At 61.6% G+C, this 24,455-nt stretch carries 20 protein-coding genes; 8 read left to right on the top strand and 12 right to left on the bottom strand.

Going from position 1 to position 24,455, the window contains the following annotated elements; genetic code table 11:
- Window positions 1-73 precede the first annotated feature (73 nt).
- The 3 genes from MJP36_RS03875 (at window position 74) to ilvD (ending at window position 4,735) form a co-directional block, all read left to right on the top strand.
- Window positions 74-1,270 carry a class I SAM-dependent rRNA methyltransferase gene (locus MJP36_RS03875; RefSeq protein ID WP_060753490.1) on the top strand — a complete coding sequence of 399 codons (1,197 nt, stop codon included), beginning with the start codon at window positions 74-76 and terminating at the stop codon, window positions 1,268-1,270.
- 145 nt (window positions 1,271-1,415) lie between these two features.
- Entirely contained in the window at window positions 1,416-2,576 is a 1,161-nt protein-coding gene (locus MJP36_RS03870) for an MFS transporter (protein WP_161548643.1), read from the top strand.
- 317 nt (window positions 2,577-2,893) lie between these two features.
- Window positions 2,894-4,735: a dihydroxy-acid dehydratase gene (gene ilvD / locus MJP36_RS03865; protein WP_104994945.1), complete on the top strand. Its 1,842-nt coding sequence runs from the start codon at window positions 2,894-2,896 to the stop codon at window positions 4,733-4,735.
- Window positions 4,736-4,792: 57 nt separating this feature from the next.
- On the opposite strand, the gene MJP36_RS03860 is transcribed toward ilvD, so the two are convergent.
- The gene (locus tag MJP36_RS03860) at window positions 4,793-5,971 is read right to left on the bottom strand and encodes an SGNH/GDSL hydrolase family protein (protein ID WP_060753493.1); all 1,179 of its coding nucleotides are present in this window, start codon (window positions 5,969-5,971) and stop codon (window positions 4,793-4,795) included.
- Between the two features lie 84 nt (window positions 5,972-6,055).
- On the bottom strand, window positions 6,056-7,114 hold the full coding sequence (locus MJP36_RS03855) for an HAD family hydrolase (RefSeq protein WP_090368182.1): 1,059 nt from the start codon (window positions 7,112-7,114) through the stop codon (window positions 6,056-6,058).
- Window positions 7,115-7,355: 241 nt separating this feature from the next.
- On the opposite strand from MJP36_RS03855, the gene MJP36_RS03850 reads away from it, so the two are divergent.
- A complete protein-coding gene (locus MJP36_RS03850) occupies window positions 7,356-8,747 on the top strand; it encodes an L-cystine transporter (protein ID WP_060753495.1) in 1,392 nt (463 codons plus the stop codon).
- A gap of 94 nt (window positions 8,748-8,841) precedes the next feature.
- Here the strand turns inward: MJP36_RS03850 and MJP36_RS03845 are convergent, their stop codons facing one another.
- The gene (locus MJP36_RS03845) at window positions 8,842-9,354 is read right to left on the bottom strand and encodes a dihydrofolate reductase (RefSeq protein WP_161548641.1); all 513 of its coding nucleotides are present in this window, start codon (window positions 9,352-9,354) and stop codon (window positions 8,842-8,844) included.
- A 69-nt stretch (window positions 9,355-9,423) separates the two neighbouring features.
- Between MJP36_RS03845 and MJP36_RS03840 the strand changes: the two genes are divergently transcribed.
- Both MJP36_RS03840 and MJP36_RS03835 read left to right on the top strand, forming a co-directional pair.
- Window positions 9,424-10,803 (top strand): DUF2868 domain-containing protein, encoded by a 1,380-nt coding sequence (locus tag MJP36_RS03840; protein WP_244384911.1) that lies wholly within the window; start codon window positions 9,424-9,426, stop codon window positions 10,801-10,803.
- A complete protein-coding gene (locus MJP36_RS03835; protein ID WP_090368175.1) occupies window positions 10,796-12,163 on the top strand; it encodes a DUF3482 domain-containing protein in 1,368 nt (455 codons plus the stop codon). Before MJP36_RS03840 ends, MJP36_RS03835 begins: the two co-directional genes overlap by 8 nt.
- On the opposite strand, the gene MJP36_RS03830 is transcribed toward MJP36_RS03835, so the two are convergent.
- The 7 genes from MJP36_RS03830 to MJP36_RS03800 form a co-directional block, all read right to left on the bottom strand.
- Window positions 12,160-12,714, bottom strand: coding sequence for a phosphonate degradation HD-domain oxygenase (locus tag MJP36_RS03830; RefSeq protein WP_090368173.1), 555 nt, complete (start codon window positions 12,712-12,714; stop codon window positions 12,160-12,162). The genes MJP36_RS03835 and MJP36_RS03830 overlap by 4 nt on opposite strands.
- Window positions 12,711-13,841, bottom strand: coding sequence for a TIGR03364 family FAD-dependent oxidoreductase (locus MJP36_RS03825; protein WP_104994950.1), 1,131 nt, complete (start codon window positions 13,839-13,841; stop codon window positions 12,711-12,713). The genes MJP36_RS03830 and MJP36_RS03825 overlap by 4 nt, the downstream gene beginning before the upstream one ends.
- 106 nt (window positions 13,842-13,947) lie before the next feature.
- A complete protein-coding gene (locus tag MJP36_RS03820; RefSeq protein WP_244384910.1) occupies window positions 13,948-14,961 on the bottom strand; it encodes a putative 2-aminoethylphosphonate ABC transporter substrate-binding protein in 1,014 nt (337 codons plus the stop codon).
- Window positions 14,962-14,982: 21 nt separating this feature from the next.
- Window positions 14,983-16,695 (bottom strand): putative 2-aminoethylphosphonate ABC transporter permease subunit, encoded by a 1,713-nt coding sequence (locus tag MJP36_RS03815; protein ID WP_244384909.1) that lies wholly within the window; start codon window positions 16,693-16,695, stop codon window positions 14,983-14,985.
- A 1-nt stretch (window position 16,696) separates the two neighbouring features.
- A complete protein-coding gene (locus MJP36_RS03810) occupies window positions 16,697-17,761 on the bottom strand; it encodes a putative 2-aminoethylphosphonate ABC transporter ATP-binding protein (protein ID WP_244384908.1) in 1,065 nt (354 codons plus the stop codon).
- A 236-nt stretch (window positions 17,762-17,997) separates the two neighbouring features.
- Window positions 17,998-18,861 carry a LysR family transcriptional regulator gene (locus MJP36_RS03805; protein ID WP_244384907.1) on the bottom strand — a complete coding sequence of 288 codons (864 nt, stop codon included), beginning with the start codon at window positions 18,859-18,861 and terminating at the stop codon, window positions 17,998-18,000.
- A gap of 16 nt (window positions 18,862-18,877) precedes the next feature.
- The gene (locus tag MJP36_RS03800; RefSeq protein ID WP_244384906.1) at window positions 18,878-21,166 is read right to left on the bottom strand and encodes a heavy metal translocating P-type ATPase; all 2,289 of its coding nucleotides are present in this window, start codon (window positions 21,164-21,166) and stop codon (window positions 18,878-18,880) included.
- A gap of 85 nt (window positions 21,167-21,251) precedes the next feature.
- Here MJP36_RS03800 and cadR point away from each other — a divergent pair, with 85 nt between their 5' ends.
- Window positions 21,252-21,701 carry a Cd(II)/Pb(II)-responsive transcriptional regulator gene (gene cadR / locus MJP36_RS03795; RefSeq protein WP_060753506.1) on the top strand — a complete coding sequence of 150 codons (450 nt, stop codon included), beginning with the start codon at window positions 21,252-21,254 and terminating at the stop codon, window positions 21,699-21,701.
- A gap of 42 nt (window positions 21,702-21,743) precedes the next feature.
- On the opposite strand, the gene MJP36_RS03790 is transcribed toward cadR, so the two are convergent.
- Both MJP36_RS03790 and lgt read right to left on the bottom strand, forming a co-directional pair.
- Window positions 21,744-22,577, bottom strand: coding sequence for a thymidylate synthase (locus MJP36_RS03790; protein WP_060753507.1), 834 nt, complete (start codon window positions 22,575-22,577; stop codon window positions 21,744-21,746).
- Between the two features lie 52 nt (window positions 22,578-22,629).
- On the bottom strand, window positions 22,630-23,442 hold the full coding sequence (gene lgt / locus MJP36_RS03785) for a prolipoprotein diacylglyceryl transferase (protein ID WP_060753508.1): 813 nt from the start codon (window positions 23,440-23,442) through the stop codon (window positions 22,630-22,632).
- 215 nt (window positions 23,443-23,657) lie between these two features.
- Here lgt and MJP36_RS03780 point away from each other — a divergent pair, with 215 nt between their 5' ends.
- Window positions 23,658-24,404 (top strand): NRDE family protein, encoded by a 747-nt coding sequence (locus MJP36_RS03780; protein ID WP_244384905.1) that lies wholly within the window; start codon window positions 23,658-23,660, stop codon window positions 24,402-24,404.
- The last annotated feature ends 51 nt before the right edge of the window (window positions 24,405-24,455 follow it).

Below are 24,455 nucleotides of genomic sequence, written 5' to 3'. Positions count from 1 at the left end.
CGCGGGCAAACCCACTGCCACATGAACCACGCCGCAACAGGTATACTCCCGCTCTTTTTTCCGGAGCGACGTCATGTCCCTGCCAAGCCTGCGTCTCAAAGCCAACGCCGATCGTCGTTTGCGCAACGGCCACCTGTGGGTCTACAGCAACGAAATCGACGTGGCCGCCACCCCACTTCACGGCTTCCAGGCAGGCGACCAGGCCATCCTGGAAGCGGCCGGCGGCAAGACCCTCGGCATCGTGGCCATGAGCCCGAACAACCTGATCTGCGCCCGCCTGCTGTCGCGCGACATCAAGTTGCCGCTGGACAAGTCGCTGCTGGTACACCGCCTGAACGTCGCCCTGTCCCTGCGTGAGCGCCTGTTCGACAAGCCGTTCTACCGCCTGGTCTACGGTGACTCCGACCTGCTGCCGGGCCTGGTGGTCGATCGTTTCGGCGACATCCTGGTGGTGCAGATCGCTTCGGCGACCATGGAAGCCCACAAAGACGACGTGATCGCTGCGCTGACCCAAGTGCTCAAGCCAAGCGGCATCCTGTTCAAGAACGACTCCGCCGCACGTGACGCCGAGGGCCTCAACCGCTACGTCGAAACCGTGTTCGGCCTGGTGCCGGAGTGGGTGGCGCTGGAAGAAAACGGCGTGAAATTCGAAGCCCCGGTGATCCAGGGCCAGAAGACCGGCTGGTTCTACGACCACCGCATGAACCGCGCGCGCCTGGCCCCGTATGCCAAAGGCAAGCGCGTACTCGACCTGTACAGCTACATCGGCGGCTGGGGCGTGCAAGCTGCCGCCTTCGGCGCCAGTGAAGTGTTCTGCGTCGACGCCTCCGCCTTCGCCCTTGATGGCGTAGAACGCAACGCCGCGCTGAACGGCTTCGCCGAGAAAATGACCTGCATCGAAGGCGACGTCTTTGAAGCCCTGAAAGAACTGAAAGCCAGCGAAGAACGCTTCGACGTGATCGTCGCCGACCCACCGGCCTTCATCAAGCGCAAAAAAGACATGAAAAACGGCGAAGGCGCCTACCGTCGCCTCAACGAGCAAGCCATGCGCCTGCTCAGCAAGGACGGCATCCTGGTCAGCGCCTCGTGCTCCATGCACCTGCCGGAAGACGACCTGCAAAACATCCTGCTGACCAGCGCCCGCCATCTGGACCGCAATATCCAGATGCTCGAACGCGGCGGCCAGGGCCCAGACCACCCGGTGCACCCGGCGATTGCCGAGACGCGGTATATCAAGAGCATTACTTGCCGGTTGTTGCCGAATAGCTAAGTAACACCAGGCCACCTGTAGGAGCGAGCTTGCTCCTACAGGAATAGGCCACATTCTTAAAGGAGCAGTCTGATTCGATTTTGATTGAGTTCCACTTTTCCCAGACTAGTATCGGTTTCTGGTTTCACTCCGGAAAACAAAAACAATGCCTGGACCTACCCTCTCCCGCTTTATCCTGATCACCTGCATTTCACTGATCAGCTTCTTTCCCATCAATATCCTGCTGCCCTCATTTCCCGCCCTGTCTGCCCGGTTCGATACGCCCAGCGCAGATATCGCACTGTCCATCAGCCTGTTCACCCTGGTCTTTTCCATCTCCCAATTGGTCGCCGGCCCGCTTTCGGACAAATGGGGACGCAAGGAAGTCCTGCTCGGCTGCATTACGCTGTCAATCCTGGGTGCGATAGGTTGCGCACTGGCACCGGATTATCTGGCCTTTCTGCTGTTTCGAAGTGTCCAGGCAGTGGGTTGCGGTTTCTTTGTACTGGGCCATGCACTGGTGGAAGACCTGTTCGAGGAGCAGGATCGCGCCCGCATACGCCTCTACTACATGACCCTGAGCGGTTCTTTTGTCGCTCTGTCACCGCTGATCGGATCCTGGCTGCAAACCAACTTCAATTGGCAAGGCAGCTTCTACGGCTTTGCGTTGATGGCTTTGGGGATGTTGATCCATGCGTTCTGCATCCTGCCCTCCAAGTCCGCCAGGCAGCACCGCGACCCAGTTTCTGTCCTCGGTACACTCAAAGCCGTCGCTCGCAATCGCGACTTCCTGCGTTACTGGTGGATCGCCGCGCTGGTGTTCGCCTGCTACTTCGCGCTGATCAGTGTGACGCCGCTGATTTTCATGGATGCGCTGAAACTCTCCGAATACCAATACGCGCTGGTGCTGATGGTGTACGGCATAGCCTATCTTCTCGGCGGCGTTGCGGCCTCGCACCTGCAAAAACGCATCTCGCTGTCCCGGCAGATCAACATCGGCCTCGGCCTGCTACTCGTCGCTGGCGTGCTGCTGACATTGATCATCAGCCTTCAAGCCATCACCCCCGTGACCTTGCTGATCCCGATGCTGATCAGTGCCCTGGCCGTCACACTGGTGCGCCCCGCCGCGATCTCGGCGGGCATGCTGCTGTTTTCAAGCAGCGCCGGTACGGCAGCATCAGCAGGCAACAGCATCATGTTCCTGACGGCAGCCGTCAGCAGCGCCGTGCTTGCGCAAACCGGGACACATTTATTGATGACCATCGGCGTGAGCTTCATGGTTTTCAGCCTCTGGGGTTGGCTGACGAACGCCAGGGTGGGAAAGTAAAACCCATATTGTGGCGAGCAAGCTTGCTTGCGTTGAGGTGCGAAGCTCTCCCAGAAGGGCCGGCGCCTGCTTCGCCACTGAGCGGGAGCAAGCTGCCTCGCCATAGACGGCCATTCCCTCCAGCCGCCAGCGGTGTAGAATCGGCCCTATTCATCGCCAGTCATCCCCCGGCGGGTTTATGAGCTCAAGGCCACTGCGCGCGGCGATCCCGTAGCGTTTGAGGCAACTTCCGGACACCACGGCCATTTTTCGGGTGTTCCTGACGTCAATAGAGGCTCACTTCCCTTTAGTACCTGATTAGCCGCCCGGAGTGCTCCATGCCAGATTACCGCTCGAAAACATCCACCCACGGCCGCAACATGGCCGGTGCACGCGCACTGTGGCGTGCCACGGGGATGAAGGATGACGACTTCAAGAAGCCAATCATCGCGATTGCCAACTCGTTCACCCAGTTCGTACCGGGCCACGTCCATCTCAAGGACCTGGGCCAGTTGGTCGCCCGCGAGATCGAACGCGCCGGCGGTGTAGCCAAAGAGTTCAACACCATCGCCGTGGATGACGGCATCGCCATGGGCCATGACGGCATGCTGTATTCCCTGCCGAGCCGCGAGATCATTGCCGACTCCGTGGAGTACATGGTCAACGCCCATTGCGCCGACGCCATTGTGTGCATCTCCAACTGCGACAAGATCACCCCCGGCATGCTGATGGCGTCCCTGCGCCTGAACATCCCGGTGATCTTCGTGTCCGGTGGCCCGATGGAAGCCGGCAAGACCAAACTCGCCTCCCACGGCCTCGACCTAGTCGACGCCATGGTCATCGCCGCCGATTCCAGCGCTTCTGACGAGAAGGTCGCGGAATACGAGCGCAGCGCTTGCCCGACCTGCGGCTCGTGCTCCGGCATGTTTACCGCCAACTCGATGAACTGCCTGGTGGAAGCCCTGGGCCTGGCCTTGCCGGGCAACGGTTCCACGCTGGCCACCCACAGCGACCGCGAGCAACTGTTCCTGCAGGCCGGCCGCACCATCGTCGAGCTGTGCAAGCGCTACTACGCCGAGAACGATGAGTCGGTGCTGCCGCGCAACATCGCCAACTTCAAGGCGTTCGAAAACGCCATGACCCTCGACATCGCCATGGGCGGGTCCACCAATACCATCCTGCACTTGCTGGCTGCTGCCCAGGAAGCCGAGATCGATTTCGACTTGCGCGACATCGACCGGTTGTCCCGCAACGTGCCGCAACTGTGCAAGGTCGCGCCGAACATCCAGAAGTACCACATGGAAGACGTGCACCGTGCCGGCGGGATCTTCTCGATTCTCGGCTCGCTGGCCCGTGGTGGCCTGCTGCATACCGACCTGCCGACCGTACACAGCCGTAGCATGGAAGAAGCGATCGCCAAGTGGGATATCACCCAGACCCGTGACGAAGCGGTGCATCACTTCTTCAAGGCCGGCCCTGCGGGCATTCCGACCCAGACCGCATTCAGCCAGTCGACCCGCTGGGAAACGCTGGACGACGACCGGGAAAACGGCTGCATCCGCAGTGTCGAGCACGCCTACTCCAAGGAAGGCGGCCTGGCCGTGCTGTACGGCAACATCGCCCTGGACGGCTGCGTGGTGAAAACTGCCGGTGTGGATGAGTCCATCCACGTGTTCGAAGGCAACGCCAAGATCTTCGAAAGCCAGGACAGCGCCGTACGCGGCATCCTCGCCGACGAAGTAAAAGCAGGCGATATCGTGATCATCCGCTACGAAGGCCCGAAAGGCGGCCCGGGTATGCAGGAGATGCTCTACCCGACGTCCTACCTGAAATCCAAGGGCCTGGGCAAAGCCTGCGCCCTGCTGACCGACGGCCGCTTCTCCGGCGGCACCTCGGGCCTGTCCATCGGCCACGCCTCTCCGGAAGCCGCCGCCGGCGGCGCGATTGGCCTGGTGCAGGACGGCGACAAAGTCCTGATCGACATTCCGAACCGCTCGATCAACCTGTTGATCAGCGATGAAGAACTGGCTGCGCGCCGGGTCGAGCAGGACAAGAAAGGCTGGAAGCCGGTGGAAAAGCGCCCACGCAAAGTCACCACCGCGCTGAAGGCTTACGCCCTGTTGGCCACCAGTGCCGACAAAGGTGCGGTGCGTAACAAAGCGATGTTGGATGGACTGTAAGGTTTAACCAATGTATGAAGCCCTGCACGGACGTGCGGGGCTTCTTTCATTCTTGGTTTATTTATCGGCCAGTCGAGTTTGCAGGTAACGATAAAGTTCGCCGGCACTCTTTCGGTAACCTTGCTCATTAAGATGAATCAAATCGTTTTGGGCCAAATCATCGGACCGCCAGGCTTCTATTGAGCAAGCACCCCCCATATAGGCTCGCCAGTCCCAGAATAGAGCTCCCGACTGTAAAGCCACCTGCTTTTGAATCTCAATGACTTGCGACAGGTTTTTCGGCTGGCGCTCTTTACAGGTCAAACCGGAACGCTGTTTTATCGAATCAGCCGGGCCGATCAACAAGATCAGGGTATCGGGAAGCGTGCGCTGCAACAGCGTCAGCTTTTCCCTCAGGTCGGCTTGATACAGTGCCAAGTCCAGATTGTCATCGAAAGCTTCGTTGCCACCATACGCCAACACCAGCAGGTCTGGATGCAATGCCTGCAAGGTCTGCGGCCATCCGGCTTGCCAGGCATCGACTATTTTCAGGGTCGCGCCATTAACCCCCAACGCGGAGTAAGTCACGCCAGTAGGTTGCTGTGACTCAATATTCCAGCCGCCCAGTGCGACTCCTCGATTAGCCGTTATCGTCAGGTTCAACGGTAGGTTCAGATCCTTGAGCGTCGAACTGAAGCGCCACTGACCGGAGGTCGACGGCAATGGCACTTGAGAGCGATGAGCGCCGTCATCGGCTATCAAATTGCTGTCGAAGTCGGACCGGTACAGCGCAGAAACACAGTAACGCGACTCACGCGGCTCACGGACATCAATTTTTACCTGCGCGTTGACCACCCTGGGTAGCGACAGATAGCCACCCAACGGGAATTCATCGCTGAACTGATTACGACTGGAAACCAGGCGCCATTGATCAGTATCAGTGGAGAGCACGACTTGATCGTAACGAGTGCCAGGAATAGGCGTCGCTGCAATAAAACCAATGCCACCTTCACCATATTGCATCTGAAACAGATGACGCAGCTCGCCGGACAACCAATCTGCGGCCGTATGGGAATCGCCCAACTGCAAGATATTGACTGATGCCCTATGCGCAGCGTCGAGCTTGGCGGCCAGTTTCGCAAGGTTAACGGCCGTGGCCTCCTGCTGTTGCGATGCAGAAGCTGGAATCTCGCAAAGAGAAATGCAGCCGCTCAATACGGTAAACAACACGATTGATCGGCATTGCGATGTAAACATGCTGCAACCCCCAGGCGTCTAGTTGCTGACTATAGCCGCCGGCCAGAAACACAGGGGATTGCACACGTGTCCGAGTTAGGCCTGTTACTGAATCTCGTCCGGCTTGACGATCACCCAGTTCTTGTCCGCCGTCACCGGCAACCCTTCCTTGGCCTGCGCCGCCGCGTGCTTGGCCATCATGCCGTTGAGCTGGGTCATGTACTTATCCTTACGGTTGACCCATAAGTGGATGCCGCCCTTGGCCACGTCCACATCGTGAAACAGCATGTAGCCATCGCTGGTTGGGGTATCCCCCCCGACGATCACCGGTTTTTTCCATTCGTCGATGTAGGTGAGGATCGCGGCGTGTTTGCCGGCCATCCAGGTCGCCGGGGTCCACAGGTAGGGGGTGAGTTCCAGGCCGAGGTTGGCCTTCTCATCATATTTGCCGGCCGTGATCTGCTTGCGTGCGGTGGTCAGCTCGCCGGTCTTGCGATCCTTGAGCAGGGTGCTCACGCCGATGACATTCTCAGGCTTGACGTTGTAGCCGTACTTCGGATCGGCAGCGACCATGCGTACCAGTTCCTCCGAGGCCGCCGTCATCACGTACACCTCGATGCCGTTCTCCATCAGCTTGTTGTACAGCTCGGCCTGGCCGGTGAACACCTTCGGCGGCTGGACCTCGGAGGTCTTCACCACATCACCTTCGTAATAGGTGACCGGCACGGGCTTGCCGGAGGCCATCAGCTCATCCACGTAGCCCTTGAGTTCTTTGAGGGTGAAGCCGGCAAAGATCTGCGCCACCCAGGGGTAGCAAACCATGTCGTCGACTTCGCAGAGGCGATAGTAGTAGCTGAACAGGCTTTCCTTGTGGTCGGCGGTATCTTTGAACGGGATCAGCTTGAGGGAAGGGTCCATGGTGTCGCGGGTGATCAGGCCCTTGTTTTCAAGGTAGGGCAACAGGGACTCTTCGAGGTCGTAGCGGTAGCTGGTGTTATCCATGTCGAATACCGCGAAATTACCTTTGTTGGCGTTCGCGGCGATCATCTTGTTCAGTTGCTCGGCGGCAGGCGCCGGCCAATGCTTCAACTCGGTGGCGGCAGATGCCTGGCTGGCGAGGCCGAGGCAGAAGGCGGCGGCAAGTAATGTAGGCGCGAGCTTCATAAGCGTTTTCTCCCTGGGTCAAAGACATCGACGCTAACAAATCTGTATGACAGTTATCGCCCGAGCACGACCGCTTACATCGTGATCACGCCAAAGGCATGTGCCTGAGCGTCAGACGCTTATTCCAAAAACGACAGATACCATTCCATATCGGTATTAAATCAATATATTTCAAGCTGTTAGGCTTCCCGGTTCGCAATCGCAGGCTCGTGCGATTGGCTGCCTTCTCAACGGAGCTTTAATGAATCTGCCCCTGATTCTCAACTTACTGGTGTTCGTGGCCCTGTTGCTGGGCCTGGCACAAACCCGTCGGACCCAATGGAGCCTCGCCAAAAAGGTCCTGTTCGCCCTCGCCCTGGGCGTGGTGTTCGGTACGGTTCTGCACACGATCTACGGTGACGGCAATCCAGTCCTCAAGGCGTCCATCGGCTGGTTCGACCTGGTCGGCAACGGTTACGTGCAACTGCTGCAAATGATCGTGATCCCGCTGGTATTCGCCTCGATCCTGAGTGCCGTGGCGCGCCTGCATAACGCTTCTTCCCTGGGCAAGATCAGTTTCCTGACCATCGGCACGCTGCTGTTCACCACCGCGATTGCGGCGCTGATCGGCATCGGCCTGACCAATCTGTTCGGCCTCACCGCCGAAGGCCTGGTAGCCGGCACCCAGGAAATGGCCCGCCTGCAAGTGATCCAGAGCGATTACGCCGGCAAGGTCGCTGACCTGAATATCCCACAGTTGCTGCTGTCGTTCGTGCCGGCCAACCCGTTTGCCGACCTGGCCCGGGCCAAGCCGACGTCGATCATCAGCGTGGTGATTTTCGCCGCCTTCCTCGGGGTTGCCGCGCTGCAGCTGCTCAAGGACGACGTGGAAAAAGGCCAGAAAGTGCTCAACGCCATCGACACCCTGCAAGCCTGGGTGATGCGCCTGGTGCGCTTGGTGATGAAACTGACGCCTTACGGTGTATTGGCGCTGATGACCAAAGTGGTCGCCGGCTCCAACCTGCAAGACATCATCAAGCTCGGCAGTTTCGTGGTGGTCTCGTACCTGGCCCTGGGCCTGATGTTCGTGGTGCATGGCCTGCTGCTGTCGCTGGCCGGGATCAACCCGCTGCGCTTTTTCCGCAAGGTATGGCCGGTACTGACGTTTGCCTTCACCAGCCGCTCCAGCGCGGCGGCGATTCCGTTGAGCATTGAGGCGCAAACCCGTCGGTTGGGCATCCCGCAATCCATCGCGGGGTTTGCGGCGTCGTTCGGCGCAACCATCGGCCAGAACGGTTGCGCAGGGCTTTATCCCGCCATGCTGGCGGTGATGGTTGCCCCGACCGTGGGCATCAACCCGCTGGACCCGCTATGGATCGCAACCCTGGTGGCGATTGTAACCTTGAGTTCGGCTGGCGTTGCCGGTGTAGGCGGCGGTGCAACCTTTGCCGCGCTGATCGTGCTGCCGGCCATGGGCTTGCCGGTGTCACTGGTGGCGCTGTTGATTTCCGTGGAGCCGCTGATCGACATGGGCCGCACGGCGTTGAACGTGAATGGGTCGATGACGGCGGGGGCGATTACCAGCCAGATCATGGGGCAGACGGATAAAGCGCTGCTGAATGCCGATGAGCATGCCGAGTTAGCGCAGGCCTGATAGACCGCTATCGGGAGCAAGCCCCCTCCCACACTTGAGCGCATTCTCATGTCGCAACGCGTTCAAATGTGGGAGGGGGCTTGCTCCCGATGCTTTAAGCTTTTTCCCAGACTTCGAAGGTGTACGCCGGCTTATCACCGTCGGCCGGGTTCTCGACATTCGAAACCAGCTTCCACTGGTTCAAATCAAACTCCGGAAACCACGCATCCCCTTCCGGGCTCAGCGCCACGCGCGTCAGGTACAAGCGGTCCGCCTGTTCCAGCCCCTGCGCATACAGCTGCGCGCCGCCGATCAGCATCAGTTCATCCGCGCCTTGCTCCAGCGCCCACGCCTCGGCGCGCTCGACCGCCGCGTCCAGTGATGGAAAAACTTGCGCACCTTCAAGCTCAAGATCGGTCTGACGGCTGACCACGATGTTCAAGCGCCCCGGCAACGGTCGGCCCAGGGAGTCCCAGGTCTTGCGCCCCATGATGATCGGCTTGCCAAGCGTGGTGGCCTTGAAATATTTGAAATCCCCCGGCAAATGCCAGGGCATGCTGTTGTCGACGCCGATCACACGGTTTTCACCGAGGGCTGCGATCAGGCTTAAAGGGAGAGTTTTTTTCATGGCGACGAGAATACCAGAGCCACGAGCCAGGGGTTATGCTCCAGGCTCACTGACACAACAGGATGGCGCGTGACGGCACTGAACCCACTGCACACACTCTGGCTGACGGAAACCGTGCGCCTGCGTGAAGAACACGCCGGCCCCCTGGAAGACCTGGAAGCCAACCGCCTGGCCCGCACGGCCGGTGGCGACCTGCCGACGCGTATTCAACAGCGTGCCCTGCACCTGGCCGAGCGCGATGGCCTGACTGCCGCCCTGACCCGCTGGCTGCAAGGCGCGCGCCTAGCCCTGGTGTTGCTGGCGATTGTCGCGATCGTCAGCGGCGCCGGCCTGGCCTTTGCCGCGCTGGGCAACGGGCTGGTCCCGGTCAACGTGTTCTGGGCCTTGGGCAGCCTGCTCGGCTTGAACCTGATCCTGCTGGTCAGCTGGGCCTTGGGCCTGCTGTTTGCCGGTGAGCACGGTGCCAGCCTGGGACGCTTATGGCTGTGGCTCAGCGAAAAGCTCGCCCGCGACGCCAAGGCCGCACAGTTGGCGCCTGCGCTGTTGCTCTTGCTGCAACGGCAGAAACTCAATCGCTGGGCTGTGGGCGTGCTGGTCAACAGCCTTTGGCTGTTGGCGCTGCTCAGTGCCATGGTGATTTTGCTGACGCTGCTCGCTACCCGACGCTATGGTTTCGTGTGGGAAACCACCATCCTCGGCGCCGACACCTTCGTCGCCGTGACCCAGGCCCTGGGCGCCCTGCCCGCGTGGCTGGGCTTCAATGTGCCGACGGTCGAGATGATCCGTGCCAGCGGCGACTCCGCATTGAATATCGAAAGCGCCCGCCAGGCCTGGGCCGCGTGGCTGGTCGGGGTGTTGCTGGTGTACGGCATACTGCCCAGGCTGATCCTCGCCCTGCTGTGCCTGTGGCGCTGGAAACGCGGGCGCGCCGCCCTGCGCCTGGACCTCAACCTGCCCAGCTACAGCCAATTGCGCGAACGCCTGATGCCGAGCAGCGAACGCCTCGGCGTCAACGATGCCGCACCGGAGCAACTGCACGCCGTCACCGGCGGCGTCAGCGAACTGGAAAGCGACGGCGCCTTACTGGTAGCCATCGAGTTGGACGATCAGCATCCCTGGCCCCCCAAATTGCCGGCCGGCGTCAAAAACGCCGGGATCCTCGACAGCCGCGAGTCGCGCAACAAGCTTTTGGAACAACTCAGCCGCTTCCCGCCGGCACGCCTGGCCATCGCCTGCGACCCACGCCGCTCACCCGACCGTGGCAGCCTGGCATTGATCGCAGAACTTGCGCGCAGCGCCGCCACCACCCGCGTCTGGCTGCTGCAAGCGCCTCCCGGCCAAGCCCTGGATGCCGAACGCCTGGGTGACTGGCACGCCGCACTGCAACAACTGGAGCTGCCTTTCGCCGACTGCGCACCGCTGAACTGGCTGGAGACCGGTCATGACTAAACCGCTGAAACTCGCCGTGGTCGGCCACACCAATGTCGGTAAGACCTCGCTGCTGCGCACGCTGACCCGGGATGTGGGCTTCGGTGAAGTCTCCCATCGCCCCAGCACCACACGGCATGTCGAAGGTGCGCGGTTGTCGGTGGACGGCGAAGCCTTGCTGGAGCTGTACGACACACCCGGCCTGGAAGATGCCATCGCCCTGCTCGACTACCTGGAACGCCTGGATCGCCCCGGCGAACGCCTCGATGGCCCGGCGCGCCTGGCGCGCTTCCTGGACGGCAGCGAAGCGCGCCAACGTTTCGAACAGGAAGCCAAGGTGCTGCGCCAATTGTTGGCCTCAGACGCCGGCCTGTATGTGATCGACGCCCGCGAGCCGGTGCTGGCCAAGTACCGAGATGAGCTGCAAGTACTGGCCAGTTGCGGCAAGCCGTTGCTGCCGGTGCTCAACTTCGTCAGCAGCAGCGACCACCGCGAGCCGGACTGGCGCGAAGCCCTGGCCCGCCTGGGCCTGCATGCACTGGTGCGCTTCGACAGCGTAGCGCCACCGGAAGACGGCGAGCGGCGCCTGTATGAAAGCCTGGCACTGCTACTGGAAAACGCCCGGCCGCAACTGGAACGGTTGATCCTCGACCAGCAAGCCCAACGCCAGGCCCGCCAGCAAAGTGCCGCACGCTTGATCGCCGAGCTGTTGATCGACTGCGCCGCTTGCCGTCGCAGCGTGGTTACCGAAGATGAGCAGCAAGCCATCAGCGATTTGCGCAAGGCCGTGCGCCAGCGCGAACAGAAATGTGTGGAAGCCCTGCTCAAGCAGTTCGGCTTCCGCGCGCAGGATGCCGCCGCCAGTGACCTGCCACTGCTCGACGGCCGCTGGGGCGACGACCTGTTCAACCCGGAAACGCTCAAACAACTGGGCGTGCGCGTCGGGGGCGGGATCGCCGCGGGGGCGGCGGCCGGTGCCGGTGTCGACCTGCTGGTCGGCGGCCTGACCCTGGGCGCCGCCGCCCTGGCCGGTGCGATTGCCGGTGGCGCACTGCAAACCGCGCGCAGTTATGGCAGCCGCCTGTTGGGCAAGATCAAAGGCCAGCGCGAACTGACTGTGGACGACAGCGTGTTGCGCCTGCTCGCCCTGCGCCAGCGCCAGTTGCTCAAAGCCCTCAACCTGCGCGGTCATGCGGCCATGCACAGCATCAAGGTCGATACGCCCCAGGACAAAACCTGGCGCGAAGGCAAGTTGCCGGACGCACTGCATAAAGCCCGCGCCCATCCGCAATGGTCGTCCCTCAACCCCCACGCCAAGCTCAGCCAGGCTGAGCGCCAGGAGCAAGTTGAAGCGCTGGCCCTGCGCCTCGACGAAACCTAAGTCGCCAATGCCTGCCGGGCCTTGCCCTTGAGCACCTCGAGGTCGAGCACCGGCACGTGCATCTGCTTGGCCTGCTCGTCCCAATAGCGCAGGCGCAGGCTGACCTGGCAGAGCGGGTCTTGCTCGAAAGCCCGCGCTTCTTCTGCCGTCATCACGCCCCCTTGGTACTCCAGGGTACGGCGGCTGGCTTCGCTCAGGCGGGTGTAATAGTCGGGCTGGCTGAAGGTCAGGTAGCGCTTGGCTTGCACGTGATATTCCACCAGCCTGGCCATGCGTTCGCTGAACCCGGCCCGGCGCAAATAATCCGCGCCCAGCCGCTCATGGCTGACCACACCATAACCGCCCATATTTTCACCACCCTGGCCGCACAGATGCCCGATGTCGTGAAAAAACGCCGCCAGCACCACTTCATCGTCAAAACCCTCAGCCATTGCCCACTGCGCGGCCTGGGACATGTGCTCGATCTGCGACACCGGCTCGCCGATGTAATCCGCCGCGCCATGCCTTTCGTATAAACCGAAGACGTCGGCAATCACCTGCTCCGCGGTCATGACGCCGCGCCCCACAACGCACTGATATTGCGTTCGGCCAGCGCCGGCCCCACGCTCATGCCCACGCCGGTATGCATCAGCGCTGCGCTCACCCCCGGCGCCACGCGCAGGAATGAGAACGGCCCGGGACCGCGTGAGCCGTAGACACCTTGCCAGCGCTCCACCACCTGGATCTTGCACCCCAAGGTCTGCTCAGCCAGTTCGATCATCCAGTCATCGACCTGTTCGGCGTTGAACGGCGATGCATCGCGGCCGTAGTCGTGGGAATCGCCAATGATCAGTTCGCCATGGGGCGTCGGGCTGATCAGCAAGTGAATACCCTGTGCCGCCAGGTGAGGCGCTTCACGCAGGATCTGCGCCTGCACCGATGCAGCTTGCGGCAAGTCGGCGAAGGCGCCGTAGTGCACACAGCTGAGGCCGGTGAGCAACGCATGTTGCAGGTTCAGATTGACCGCCGGTCGCGCCCGCAGCATTTGCAAGCGGCAGATCTGCGGGTTGAGTTCGGCCATCGCCTCGGCCAGCAGCGTCTGGTAGTCGTGGCCGGAGCACACGATGACCTGCTCGCCACGAAAGCTGCCTGCCGTGGTGTGCACATGGCCCGGTTCGACGTCGCGTACCAAGGTGGAAAAGTGAAACTCGACCTTGAGCGTTTGGGCCAGATAGGCGATCAGTGCCGGAATCGCTTCGCGGGAATACAACTGCTGGTCGTCCTTGCCGTGCAGCGCGGCGCGATGATGGCGGAACTGGCCGCCGTACAGATCCTTCATCGCCGAGCCTTGCAGCAGCTCGACGTTGTAGCCGTGTTCCCGCGCGCGGCCGGCACAGAAGGCTTCGAGCAGATGCTCTTCGGCTTCGGTGCGAGCGAACAAGTATGAGCCGTTGCGCTTGAGTTGCAGGCCCGCTACTTGGGCCCAATGGCCCCAGATGTCACGGCTTTGCCGCGCCAGGTCGAGCATCGGCCCTGGCGGCTGGCCGGTGACCAGCGCCTGGCCGAAGTTGCGCACCGAGGCGCCGAGCGGTGTGGCGCTACGCTCGAAGACCGTGACCTTGAGCCCGCGCCTGGCAGCGGCGTAGGCGTGGGACAGGCCGAGGATGCCGGCGCCAACAATCAACAGATCACTACTCATGCATTCCTCTCGTTCCCACGCTCCGCGTGGGAATGCATCCTATGACGCTCTGCGTCACAAGTTCGGGACCGGGTGGCGTTCCCACGCAGAGCGTGGGAACGATCGGTTATTGTTTTTCGGACTTGCCGTCATAGCGCTTGCGCCATTCGGTGAGGATGCTGTCGCGGTTCTTCGAGGCCCAGGAAAAGTCGTTCTTGATCAGGCGCTGCTCGTAGTCGGCCGGCAGCTCGGTCTGCGGCTTGGCGATGCCCGGTTGCGCCAGGACAGCGAAGTTGTCCTTGTACAGCTCCATCGCGGCGGGGCTGGCGGAGAAGTCGGCAAGTTTTTTCGCCGCATCGGCGTGAGCAGTGCCCTTCATCACGGCCGTCGCTTCAATGTCCCAACCCAGGCCCTCTTTCGGCAGGATGATGTCCAATGGCGCACCCTGGCGCTTGAGCTGCACCGCCGGGTACTCGAACGAAATACCAATCGGGAACTCCCCCGAAGCGGCCAGCTTGCACGGCTTGGAACCGGAGTGAACGTACTGGCCGATGTTCTGATGCAGCTCGTCCATGTACTGCCAACCCTGCTTTTCACCGAAGGTCTGCAACCAGGCGCTCACATCGAGGAAGCCGGTGCCGGACGACGCCGGGTTGGGCATCACGATCTTGCCCTTGTACTCAGGCTTGGTCAGGTCCTGCCAGCTCACCGGCTTGGTCAGGCCCTGTTTCTCGGCCTCGACGGTGTTGAAGCAGAGGGTCGCCGCCCATACGTCCATGCCGACCCAGGCCGGTGGGTTGGCGGGGTCGCGGTAATTTTTGCCGATCTTGTCCAGGTCCTTGGGCGCGTAGTTCTCCAGCATGCCCTGCTGGTCGAGGATCGCCAGGCTCGAAGCTGCCAGGCCCCACACTGCATCGGCTTGCGGGCGATCTTTCTCGGCCAGCAGCTTGGCCGTGATGATGCCGGTGGAGTCACGCACCCACTTGATCTCGACATCAGGGTTGGCCTTTTCGAAAGCCTGCTTGTAGGTCTTCAACTGCTCGGCTTCGAGCGCCGTGTACACCGTCAGTTCGGTCTTGGCGAAGGCATTCAGGCTGAATGCCGTGAGTACCGCAGCGACCAGCGCCAGGGGCTTGAACATGGAGCACCTCCTTCAGGGTTGTCATTGGCCGGGAGCGGACTGGCGCCAGGCTTGGGAGCGACGCAGCGCGCCACGTGAAGCCCACGCCAGCAGCAGCGAAACGCCGGCCGAAGTGAACAGGATCAGGGTCGACATGGCCGCCGCACCGCCCACGTTGCCGGCGTCGTCCATGTTCAACACGGCGACGGCGGCGAGGATAGTGTCGGGGCTGTAGAGAAAGATCGCGGCGGACACGGTGGTCATCGCCGATACAAACAGGTAGCGCACGATGTCCAGCAGCGCCGGCAGGCAGATCGGCACCGTGACGCGCAGGTAGTGGCGGTACAGCGGCGCCTTGAGCGACAGCGCGGCGGCTTCGAACTCGGCATCCAACTGGCGCAGGGCGGTGGTCGCGGTCATTTGTGCGGTGGTCAGATAGTGGGCAATGGTGCACACCACCAGCAACGTCATGCTCCCGTAGAACACATGCAACGGGTTGCCGTTGAGGTTGAAAAAGAACACGTAGCCCAGGCCCAGCACCAGGCCCGGCACCGCCATCGGTACGAAGCTGAGCATGCGCAGGGCCAGGTTCAGGCCTTTCTGGCTTTGGGTTTTTTCCATCAGGTAGGCACCGGTGAAGATCAGCACACTGCCGAGCAATGCCGTGCACAGGGCCATGGTCAAGCTGTTGCGATAGGCCAGCCAGCCACCGCCCGCCGTGTCTTCGAACTGGTAGTGGTTGAGCGACAACGACAGGTTGTAGGGCCAGAACTTCACCAGCGAGGAATACACCGCCATGCCGAACACCAGCAGCAATGCCGTGCAGATCAGCACTACGATGGCCAGGTAACAGCCGTCTCTTGCGCGCGATGGCGCGGGTCGAAATACCTGCGCGCGACCGCTCATGGCGTCGCCATGCCGCCGGCGCAACCAGGCATCCACGCCAAAACTGAACAGCGCCGGCAGCAGCAACACCATGCCGATCAATGCGCCACGACCAAACTGTTGCTGGCCGACCACCGCCTTGTAGGCTTCCAGCGCCAGCACCTGATAATCCCCTCCCACCACCACGGGCACACCGAAGTCGGTAATGGTCAGGGTAAACACCAGGCAGGACGCAGCAAATACGGCCTGGCGCGTGGCCGGCCAGGTGATGCTGCGAAACGCCCGGGCCGGGCTCGCCCCCATGCTGGAAGCAGCATCGAACAAACGCGCATCCGCCAGGGACAGCGCCGACAGCAGAATCATCAAGGCGTGTGGGAAGGTGTAGATCACCTCACCCAACACGATGCCCCAGAAGCCGTAAATGTTCTCAGAGAGCAAAGCGCGCAACAGGCCCTGGTTACCGAACAGGTACACCAGCGCAATCCCCGGCAACATCGACGGTGCCATTAACGGCAGCAATGACAGGCCGCGCCAAACGGCCTTGCCGGGAATCAATGTGCGTTGCAGGGCGTAGGCAAACAGGTAAGCCAGCGGTACAACAATGGCCGCCACACTGACGGACACTTTCAGGCTGTTACCCAGCAGCCAGTGAAAATTGTCGCTGGTCACCAGCTCTCGCGCCGCGATCCACCCGCCGCCCTGCCCGGCTTCGCTACTGAAACCTCGCCAGAAGATCGCCAGCAGTGGCAGCAGCACCGCGATAACCAGCAAAAACAGCCACAGCAGTTTGCCGCCGAGCACAAAAATACGATCGCCCATTTGTGTACGGGACACCTGGCGGGCTATCGGCAGCGCCATCACCGCAGCCATCTCAGGCAAACACCTGCAGGCTGCGCGGCGGCAGCGCCACCCAGATGTCCTGGGCACCCAGGCGCGGCATGGCTTCCGGCGCCAGCTCGGCAAGCAATGGATGACCGGGCAATTGCGCCAGCTCAAAGCTCATGCGGCAGCGGTTGCCGAGAAAGGTGATCTCGCGGACCTTGGCCGGGAACAGGTTTTCTTCATGCACCGGCGGGTTGACGCTGATGGCTTCCGGGCGGCAGAACAAACGCCCGGACTGGGCCACGCCGGCATCATCGGCCAGGCGCAGGTTCATACCGCCAACCTGAGCGTGGCTGACACTGTTGCGGCTGAACGGCAACCAGTTGCCCTGGCCGACAAACTCCGCCACAAACGGTGTGGCCGGACGGTCGTAGATCGCCTGGGGCGTCGCGTATTGCTCGACCTTGCCGTTGTTCATCACGGCAATGCGGTCGGCCATCAACATGGCCTCGTCCTGATTGTGGGTGACCATCAAGGTGGTGATGCCCAGGCGTCGTTGCAACTGGCGCAACTCGGTGCACAGGTGCTCGCGGACACGGGCGTCGAGGGCCGACATCGGTTCATCCAGCAACAGCAGCGAAGGGGCCGGTGCCAGCGCTCGCGCCAGGGCGACACGTTGCTGCTGGCCGCCGGACAACTGGCCGGGGTACTTCTTTTCGCTGCCCACCAGGCCCACCAGTTCCAGCATCTGGCCGACGCGCTTGCGCACCTCATCGCGGCCGCTGCCGGTGAGACCGTAGCCGATATTGGCTTCGACGGTCAGGTTGGGAAACAGCGCGTAGGACTGGAACAAAATCCCGTAGTCCCGCGCCTGAGGCGGGAGCAGGGAAACATCGCGATGGCCCAGGCGCAGTTCACCGCTGTCCTGGCGTTCCAGGCCGGCGATGCAGCGCAACAAGGTGGTCTTGCCGCAACCGGACGGGCCCAGCAGGCACACCAGCTCGCCGGCGGCGACGTCCAGGGACACGTTGTCCAGCGCGGTAAACGCACCAAAGCGTTTCTGGATGCCCCGCACCGTCATGGGCGCACCGGGGTGGGTCAGGGCTGTGTTCATGCAAGGCACCTCATCGAACGGATGAAGGCCATGCTAGGTGGGCAATGCGTCGCTCATGTGGCAGGAAGGCAAAACGCGGTGATAGTGGTATTGGTGGATTTGGGTGTGGCTCATGGAGGTGCGGTGGCTGGACTGCCGCTATCGGGAGCAAGCCCCCACACATTCTGAATGTATTCACAGATCAAACTGTGGGAGGGGGCTTGCTCCCGATGAGGCCCTCAAAGCCGCCTACCTACTCAGAGTGGCGACATCTCCTGCGCCAACCCCAGAAACGCCGCCGGCAACCGTGCGCCCTTGCGCTCCTTGAGGCAGTACAGATACTCGGCAATCTGCGGCGCGTTTTCGATGGTCAACACGCGTAATTGCGGGTCGTGGGGCACTTCCTGGCGGGCAATGATGCTGATGCCGATGTTGCGCAGCACCGCCTCGCGGATCGATTCGCGGCTGCCGATTTCCAGCAACGGGCCATGGCTCACGCCCGCGCCTTGCAACAGGTCCTCCGTCAGGCGCCGTGTGGTCGAGCCCGCTTCGCGCATCAACAAGGTATGCCCGGCCAGTGCCGTCAGCGGCACATGCTCCAGCGCTGCCAGCGGGTGATTGCGATGGACCGCCAACACCAACGGGTCGGTGCCGAGCACACGGCGGATCAGCCGCGGGTCTTCGAGTAATTGCGAGGACGCGGCGACGTCAACGCGGTAATCATCCAGCGCTTCAAGCACCTGTTGGGAGTTGCCGATTTCCACCGACACCTCCACCTGGGGCAGGCGCTCACGAAAGGCTTTGACCAGGTCGAGGATGTAATACGGCGCCGTCGCGGCGATGCGCAGAGCGCCCTGGACCTGACCGTTGTTGCGCAGGAAGAACTCGATGTCCGCTTCCTGCTGCAACAGCGTCTTGACCATCGGCAGCAGGCGCGCGCCTTCGTCACTGACGGTGAGGCGGCGCCCGCCACGGTAAAACAGCTCGACCCCGTACTGGCTTTCCAGGTTGCGGATCTGGGTGGTGACGGTGGGCTGGCTCAGGCCGAGCTTCTTCGCCGCCTGGGTAATGCTGCCCAGGCGGGCGACCATGAAAAACGCCTTCAACTCGGCACTCAGCACACCACCCTCTCATCCTCTATTTGCGCAACAGGCGCAGGCCATTGAACACTACCAGCAGGCTTACGCCCATATCGGCGAACACCGCCATCCACATGGTGGCCATGCCCAGGAAAGTCACGGCAAGAAAGATCGCCTTGATCACCAGCGCCAGGACGATGTTCTGCTTGAGGATACTCGACGTTTGCCGCGATAAACGAATGAATGCCGGGATCTTGCGCAAATCATCGTCCATCAAGGCCACGTCGGCGGTCTCGATCGCCGTGTCGGTGCCGGCGGCGGCCATGGCAAACCCGATCTCGGCGCGGGCCAGGGCCGGCGCGTCGTTGATGCCGTCGCCGACCATGCCGACACGGTGGCCTTGGCCATAGAGGGTTTCGATGGCTTGCAGCTTGTCGGTGGGCAGCAGGTCGCCCTGGGCTTGATCGATACCGACCTGGGCGCCAATGGCTTGGGCGGTGTGAGTATTGTCGCCGGTGAGCATCAGCGTCTTGATGCCCAGGTCGTGCAGTTGCTGGATGGCTTCACGGCTGCTGTCTTTGACAGTGTCGGCGACGGCGAACAACGCCAAGGGGCCGGACTTGTCGAGCAACAACACCACGGACTTGCCTTGTTTCTCCAGGGCGAACAGCTTTTCTTCCAGTGCCGGCGAGCACAGGCCAAGGTCTTCCACCAGCCGGTGGTTGCCCAAGTGATAGGTTTCGCCGTTGATATCCCCGCGCACGCCACGACCGGCCAGGGCCGCGAAGTTATCCACAGCGTGTAGGGGCAGTTTTTTATCCACAGCAGCATTGGCAATCGCCAGCGACACCGGGTGGTCGGAGCGCCCGGCCAGGCTGGCAGCCAGGGCGGGCGCGCTGTCCGCGACGTTGGGGAACAATGCCAGGTAGTCGGTTTGCACCGGCTTGCCGTGGGTAATGGTGCCGGTCTTGTCGAGCGCCAGGTAGTCGAGTTTGTAGCCACCCTCCAGGTACACGCCGCCCTTGATCAGAATGCCTTTGCGCGCCGCCGCCGCCAGGCCGCTGACAATGGTCACGGGCGTCGAGATCACCAAGGCGCAAGGGCAAGCCACCACCAGCAACACCAGGGCACGGTAGATCCAGTCGAACCAGGCGCCAGCCATGAATAACGGCGGGATGATCGCCACACCCAGCGCGAACAGGAACACCGCCGGGGTGTAGACCTTCGAGAAACTGTCCACAAAACGCTGGGTCGGTGCCCGCGCGCCTTGAGCTTGTTCGACCGCATGAATGATGCGCGCCAGCGTAGAGTTGTTCGCCGCGGCGGTGACCTTGTACTCCAAGGAGCCGGCCTGGTTGATGGTGCCGGCGAAGACTTTATCGCCCACGGTCTTTTCAATCGGCAGGCTTTCACCGGTAATCGGCGCCTGGTCGATAGTGGACTGGCCCGCAGTAACTTCGCCGTCCAGGCCGATGCGCTCACCGGGTTTTACCCGAACAATCGCGCCCAGTTCAATGCTTTTGACCTCCTGTTCCACCCATGAACCGTCGGCCTGCCGCACCGTGGCCTGTTCCGGCGTCATTTGCATCAAGCCGCTGATGGCGTTACGAGCACGATCCAGGGATTTGGCTTCGATCAACTCGGCCACGGTGAACAGGAACATCACCATCGCCGCTTCGGGCCACTGGCCAATCAGCACGGCACCGGTAACAGCGATGCTCATCAGCGCATTGATGTTCAGGTTCAGGTTCTTGAGCGCGATCCAGCCCTTCTTATAGGTGGTCAGCCCGCCGCTGAGGATCGACACCAACGCCACCAAGGCGATCACCCAGGTAGGCGCGACGCCAGTGAAGTGCAGCACTTCGGCGCCCAACGCTCCTACGCCAGACACAGCCAAAGGCCACCAGTGTTTCTTGGCAGGAGGCTGGGCGGCGGGGGCACCCTCTTCAATCGGGTCGGCCTGCATGCCCAAGGACTTGATGGCATCGATGATCGGCGCGGTGCTCGGCAGGTCATGGGTCACGCCAAGGATGCGGTTGATCAGGTTGAATTCCAGTTGCTGCACGCCGGCGAGCTTGCCCAGTTTGTTCTGGATCAGCGTCTGCTCGGTGGGGCAGTCCATGGCTTCGATGCGAAAAGTGCTCAAGCGCGAGCCCGCCGTCGGCGCTTGGCTGAGCGTCACCACGGCAGGCGCAGCCTTGCTCGAACAGCAAGAGCCCGCATGGCTGGCATGATCATGCGGCTTGACCGGCGTCAGTTTGGCGCCGTGGTCGTGGCTATGTGCATGATCGTGGTCATGATCGTGTTTGTGATCATGCTTATTCGGGGTGTGGATGGAATCGCTCATTCGGTCGCGTCCGTAAAGGTGCCTGTTGCCAAGTAAAGACCCTGTAGCCACTATAGGGTCAAGCACCCATTTGGAGATTGCAGCAATGAAGATCGGCGAACTGGCCAAACTGACCGACTGCCAAGTGGAAACTATCCGTTATTACGAGAAAGAAGGCCTGCTGCCGCCCCCGGCGCGCACCGACGCCAACTACCGCGTATACACCCAGGCCCACACCGAACGGCTGATCTTCATCCGCAATTGCCGCAGCCTGGACATGACCCTGGAAGAAATCCGCAGCCTGCTCGGGCTACGCGACAGCCCCCAGGACCAATGCGAAAGCGTGAATGCCTTGATCGACGAGCATATCCAACACGTGAAAGCGCGGATCGATGGGCTGTTGGTGCTACAGGAACAGCTGCTGGACCTGCGCCAACGCTGCGGCGGTGGAGCGGGCCTGGATCAATGCGGGATTTTGCAGCGGCTGGAAGTCAGCGGCAGTGTGGCGGCCAGCGAGGCTGAGCCTTCGCATGTGGGCAGAAGCCATGGGCACTGATTCTAGTGACCACAGCCCCTCCCACAATGACCGGTGCAGGCCTCAGATGGCCACGTCGGCCTTGATGCTTGGATCGGCGTCATAGCCCACAATTTCGAAGTCTTCGAACTTGTAGTCATAGATCGACGCAGGTTTGCGCTTGATCACCAGCTCCGGCAGCTTTTTCGGCGTACGCGCCAGCTGGGTGCGGATCTGTTCCATGTGGTTGCTGTAGGCATGGGTATCGCCGGTGGTGACGATGATCTCGTGGGGGATCAGGTCGCACTGCTGGGCCAGCATATGGGTGAGCAACGCCAGCGCGGCGGTGTTGTACGGCAGGCCCAGGAATACATCGGAGCTGCGGATATACAACTGCATCGACAGATGACCGTCATGCACGAACGCCTGGTACAACAGGTGGCACGGCGGCAAAGCCTGCTTGCCGTTGCGCGCGTTTTCCTGGGGGCTCTTGGTTTCGTCCGGCAGGTACTCGACGTTCCAGCCGTGGAACAGGATGCGGCGGCTGTTCGGGTTGGTCTTGAGCGTGTGGACCATGTAGTCGATCTGGTTGATCTTGCCGCCATCCTTGGTCGGCCAGGCGGTCCACTGCTCGCCGTACACCGGGCCCAGGTCGCCGTCTTCGGTGGCCCATTCATCCCAGATGCGTACGCCGTTTTCGTTCAGCCACTTGATGTTGGTGTTGCCGCTCAACATCCAGATCAATTCGTTGGCGATGCTTTTGAAATGAAGCTTCTTGGTGGTCAGCAGCGGGAAGCCGTCGGCCAAGTTATGCCGATACTGACGGGCAAACACGGCCTTGGTGCCGGTGCCGGTGCGATCGCCCTTGGTCAATCCATTGGTCACGACGTCGTTCAGTAGTTCGAGATATTGCTTCATGTGAGTACCCGTATCGTTGAAGCCGAGGCCGGCAAAAGCCTCGGCGTCGAATTTAAAGCGCTGTGTTCTTGATGCCTTGCGGGCGATTGTAAGCCCACCACAACAGGCCCAGACCCGCGATGATCATCGGCAGGCTGAGAATCTGCCCCATGGTCAACCAGCCCCAAGCCAGGTAGCCCAGCTGTGCATCCGGCACCCGCACGAACTCGACGATGAAACGGAAGATCCCGTAGAACAGCGCGAACATGCCGGAAACCGCCATGGTCGGACGCGGCTTGCGCGAGAAGATGTACAGAATCAGGAACAGTGCCACACCTTCCAAGGCAAACTGGTAGAGCTGCGACGGGTGGCGCGGCAATTGCGCCGGGTCGCTGAACGGCGGGAACACCATGGCCCACGGCACGTCAGTCGGCTTGCCCCACAATTCGGCGTTGATGAAGTTACCGATGCGCCCGGCGCCCAGGCCGATCGGCACGAACGGTGCGACGAAGTCCATCAGTTGGAAGAACGACTTGCCATTGCGCCGGCCGAACCACCACGCGGCGATCATCACGCCGACAAACCCGCCGTGGAACGCCATGCCGCCCTTCCACACTTCGAAGATCAGCGTCGGATGGGCGATATAGGCTGGCAGATCGTAGAACAACACATACCCCAGGCGCCCGCCGACGATCACCCCCATCGACATCCAGAACACCATGTCGGAGAGTTTCTCCTTGGTCCAGGTCGGGTCGAAACGGTTCAGGCGCCGGGAAGCCAGCAGCCAGGCACCGCCGATGCCGATCAGGTACATCAACCCGTACCAGTGGATTTGCAGCGGACCGATGGCCACGGCCACCGGGTTGATCTGCGGGTAAGGCAGCATTGCGACTCCTCGTTAAATCATTAGTCATGGCGCACCGGACCATGCCGGTGTGCGATTAAGCCTGCGTTACAGCCGCTATTTCAAATTAAGAAGTTCACACGTACCGAACCGCCAGGCATGTTAACGGATGGAAGGCGTGCGACCCAACTTCGATGCGATGGAACACCCGCCGCGGTGTGAGTAGAGTGGCAAAAAACCCAAAAGGGATTTGCCTGATGTGCCTGATAGTTTTCGCCTGGCGGCCGGGCCACGCCCAACCGCTGATCGTCGCGGCCAACCGTGATGAGTTCTACGCCCGCCCCAGCCTGCCGCTGGCCCAGTGGCCGGATGCGCCCCAGGTATATGCCGGTCGCGATCAGGAAGCGGGCGGCACCTGGTTGGGCGTGAGCGCCGATGGGCGTTTTGCCGCCCTGACCAACATCCGTGACCCGCACCAGCCGCCGGCACGCAAGTCCCGGGGAGAGCTGGTGGCGCGCTTTCTCAGCGGAACATTAGCGATTGACGACTATTTGGCCGACGTTAACGGACGATCGATTGAATATGCCGGCTTTAACCTGCTGGTGGGCACGCCCGATGAGTTGTGGCACTACAACGCCAATCACACCGCGCCTACACGGCTGGAGCCTGGGGTTTATGGGCTCTCCAATGCCGGGCTGGATACGCCATGGCCCAAATTGCTCAAGGCCAAGGCGGCGTTGCGCGAACGGCTCGAAGATCCGCAGCCGCAAGCCTTGCTGGACATATTGAGTGACCCACAAACCGCACCGTTTGCCGACTTGCCGGACACCGGCGTGGGATTGGCCACGGAGAGTTTATTGTCGAGCGTGTTCATTGCCAGCCCCAGCTATGGGACGCGGGCGAGTACGGCGCTGATCGTGAATGCCGACGGGACGCGGCGGATGGTGGAACGCAGTTTCGGCCCACTGGGAGGCAGGTTGGGCGAAGTAGAACTCAGCCTCTGAGCAACACCACAAAACTACTGTGGGAGGGGGCTTGCCCCCTCCCACATTTTT

Source organism: Pseudomonas palleroniana (assembly GCF_022836895.1).
Lineage (GTDB): Bacteria > Pseudomonadota > Gammaproteobacteria > Pseudomonadales > Pseudomonadaceae > Aquipseudomonas > Aquipseudomonas palleroniana.
This window is presented reverse-complemented; position numbering and strand designations above follow the sequence as displayed.

Bases quoted from the DNA above. Each gene is read 5' to 3' on its own strand.
- MJP36_RS03875 (WP_060753490.1), top strand. From the start codon at position 74: ATGTCCCTGCCAAGCCTGCGTCTCAAAGCCAACGCCGATCGTCGTTTG.
- MJP36_RS03870 (WP_161548643.1), top strand. From the start codon at position 1,416: ATGCCTGGACCTACCCTCTCCCGCTTTATCCTGATCACCTGCATTTCA.
- ilvD (WP_104994945.1), top strand. From the start codon at position 2,894: ATGCCAGATTACCGCTCGAAAACATCCACCCACGGCCGCAACATGGCC.
- MJP36_RS03860 (WP_060753493.1), bottom strand. From the start codon at position 5,971: ATGTTTACATCGCAATGCCGATCAATCGTGTTGTTTACCGTATTGAGC.
- MJP36_RS03855 (WP_090368182.1), bottom strand. From the start codon at position 7,114: ATGAAGCTCGCGCCTACATTACTTGCCGCCGCCTTCTGCCTCGGCCTC.
- MJP36_RS03850 (WP_060753495.1), top strand. From the start codon at position 7,356: ATGAATCTGCCCCTGATTCTCAACTTACTGGTGTTCGTGGCCCTGTTG.
- MJP36_RS03845 (WP_161548641.1), bottom strand. From the start codon at position 9,354: ATGAAAAAAACTCTCCCTTTAAGCCTGATCGCAGCCCTCGGTGAAAAC.
- MJP36_RS03835 (WP_090368175.1), top strand. From the start codon at position 10,796: ATGACTAAACCGCTGAAACTCGCCGTGGTCGGCCACACCAATGTCGGT.
- MJP36_RS03830 (WP_090368173.1), bottom strand. From the start codon at position 12,714: ATGACCGCGGAGCAGGTGATTGCCGACGTCTTCGGTTTATACGAAAGG.
- MJP36_RS03825 (WP_104994950.1), bottom strand. From the start codon at position 13,841: ATGAGTAGTGATCTGTTGATTGTTGGCGCCGGCATCCTCGGCCTGTCC.
- MJP36_RS03820 (WP_244384910.1), bottom strand. From the start codon at position 14,961: ATGTTCAAGCCCCTGGCGCTGGTCGCTGCGGTACTCACGGCATTCAGC.
- MJP36_RS03815 (WP_244384909.1), bottom strand. From the start codon at position 16,695: ATGGCTGCGGTGATGGCGCTGCCGATAGCCCGCCAGGTGTCCCGTACA.
- MJP36_RS03810 (WP_244384908.1), bottom strand. From the start codon at position 17,761: ATGAACACAGCCCTGACCCACCCCGGTGCGCCCATGACGGTGCGGGGC.
- MJP36_RS03800 (WP_244384906.1), bottom strand. From the start codon at position 21,166: ATGAGCGATTCCATCCACACCCCGAATAAGCATGATCACAAACACGAT.
- cadR (WP_060753506.1), top strand. From the start codon at position 21,252: ATGAAGATCGGCGAACTGGCCAAACTGACCGACTGCCAAGTGGAAACT.
- MJP36_RS03790 (WP_060753507.1), bottom strand. From the start codon at position 22,577: ATGAAGCAATATCTCGAACTACTGAACGACGTCGTGACCAATGGATTG.
- lgt (WP_060753508.1), bottom strand. From the start codon at position 23,442: ATGCTGCCTTACCCGCAGATCAACCCGGTGGCCGTGGCCATCGGTCCG.
- MJP36_RS03780 (WP_244384905.1), top strand. From the start codon at position 23,658: ATGTGCCTGATAGTTTTCGCCTGGCGGCCGGGCCACGCCCAACCGCTG.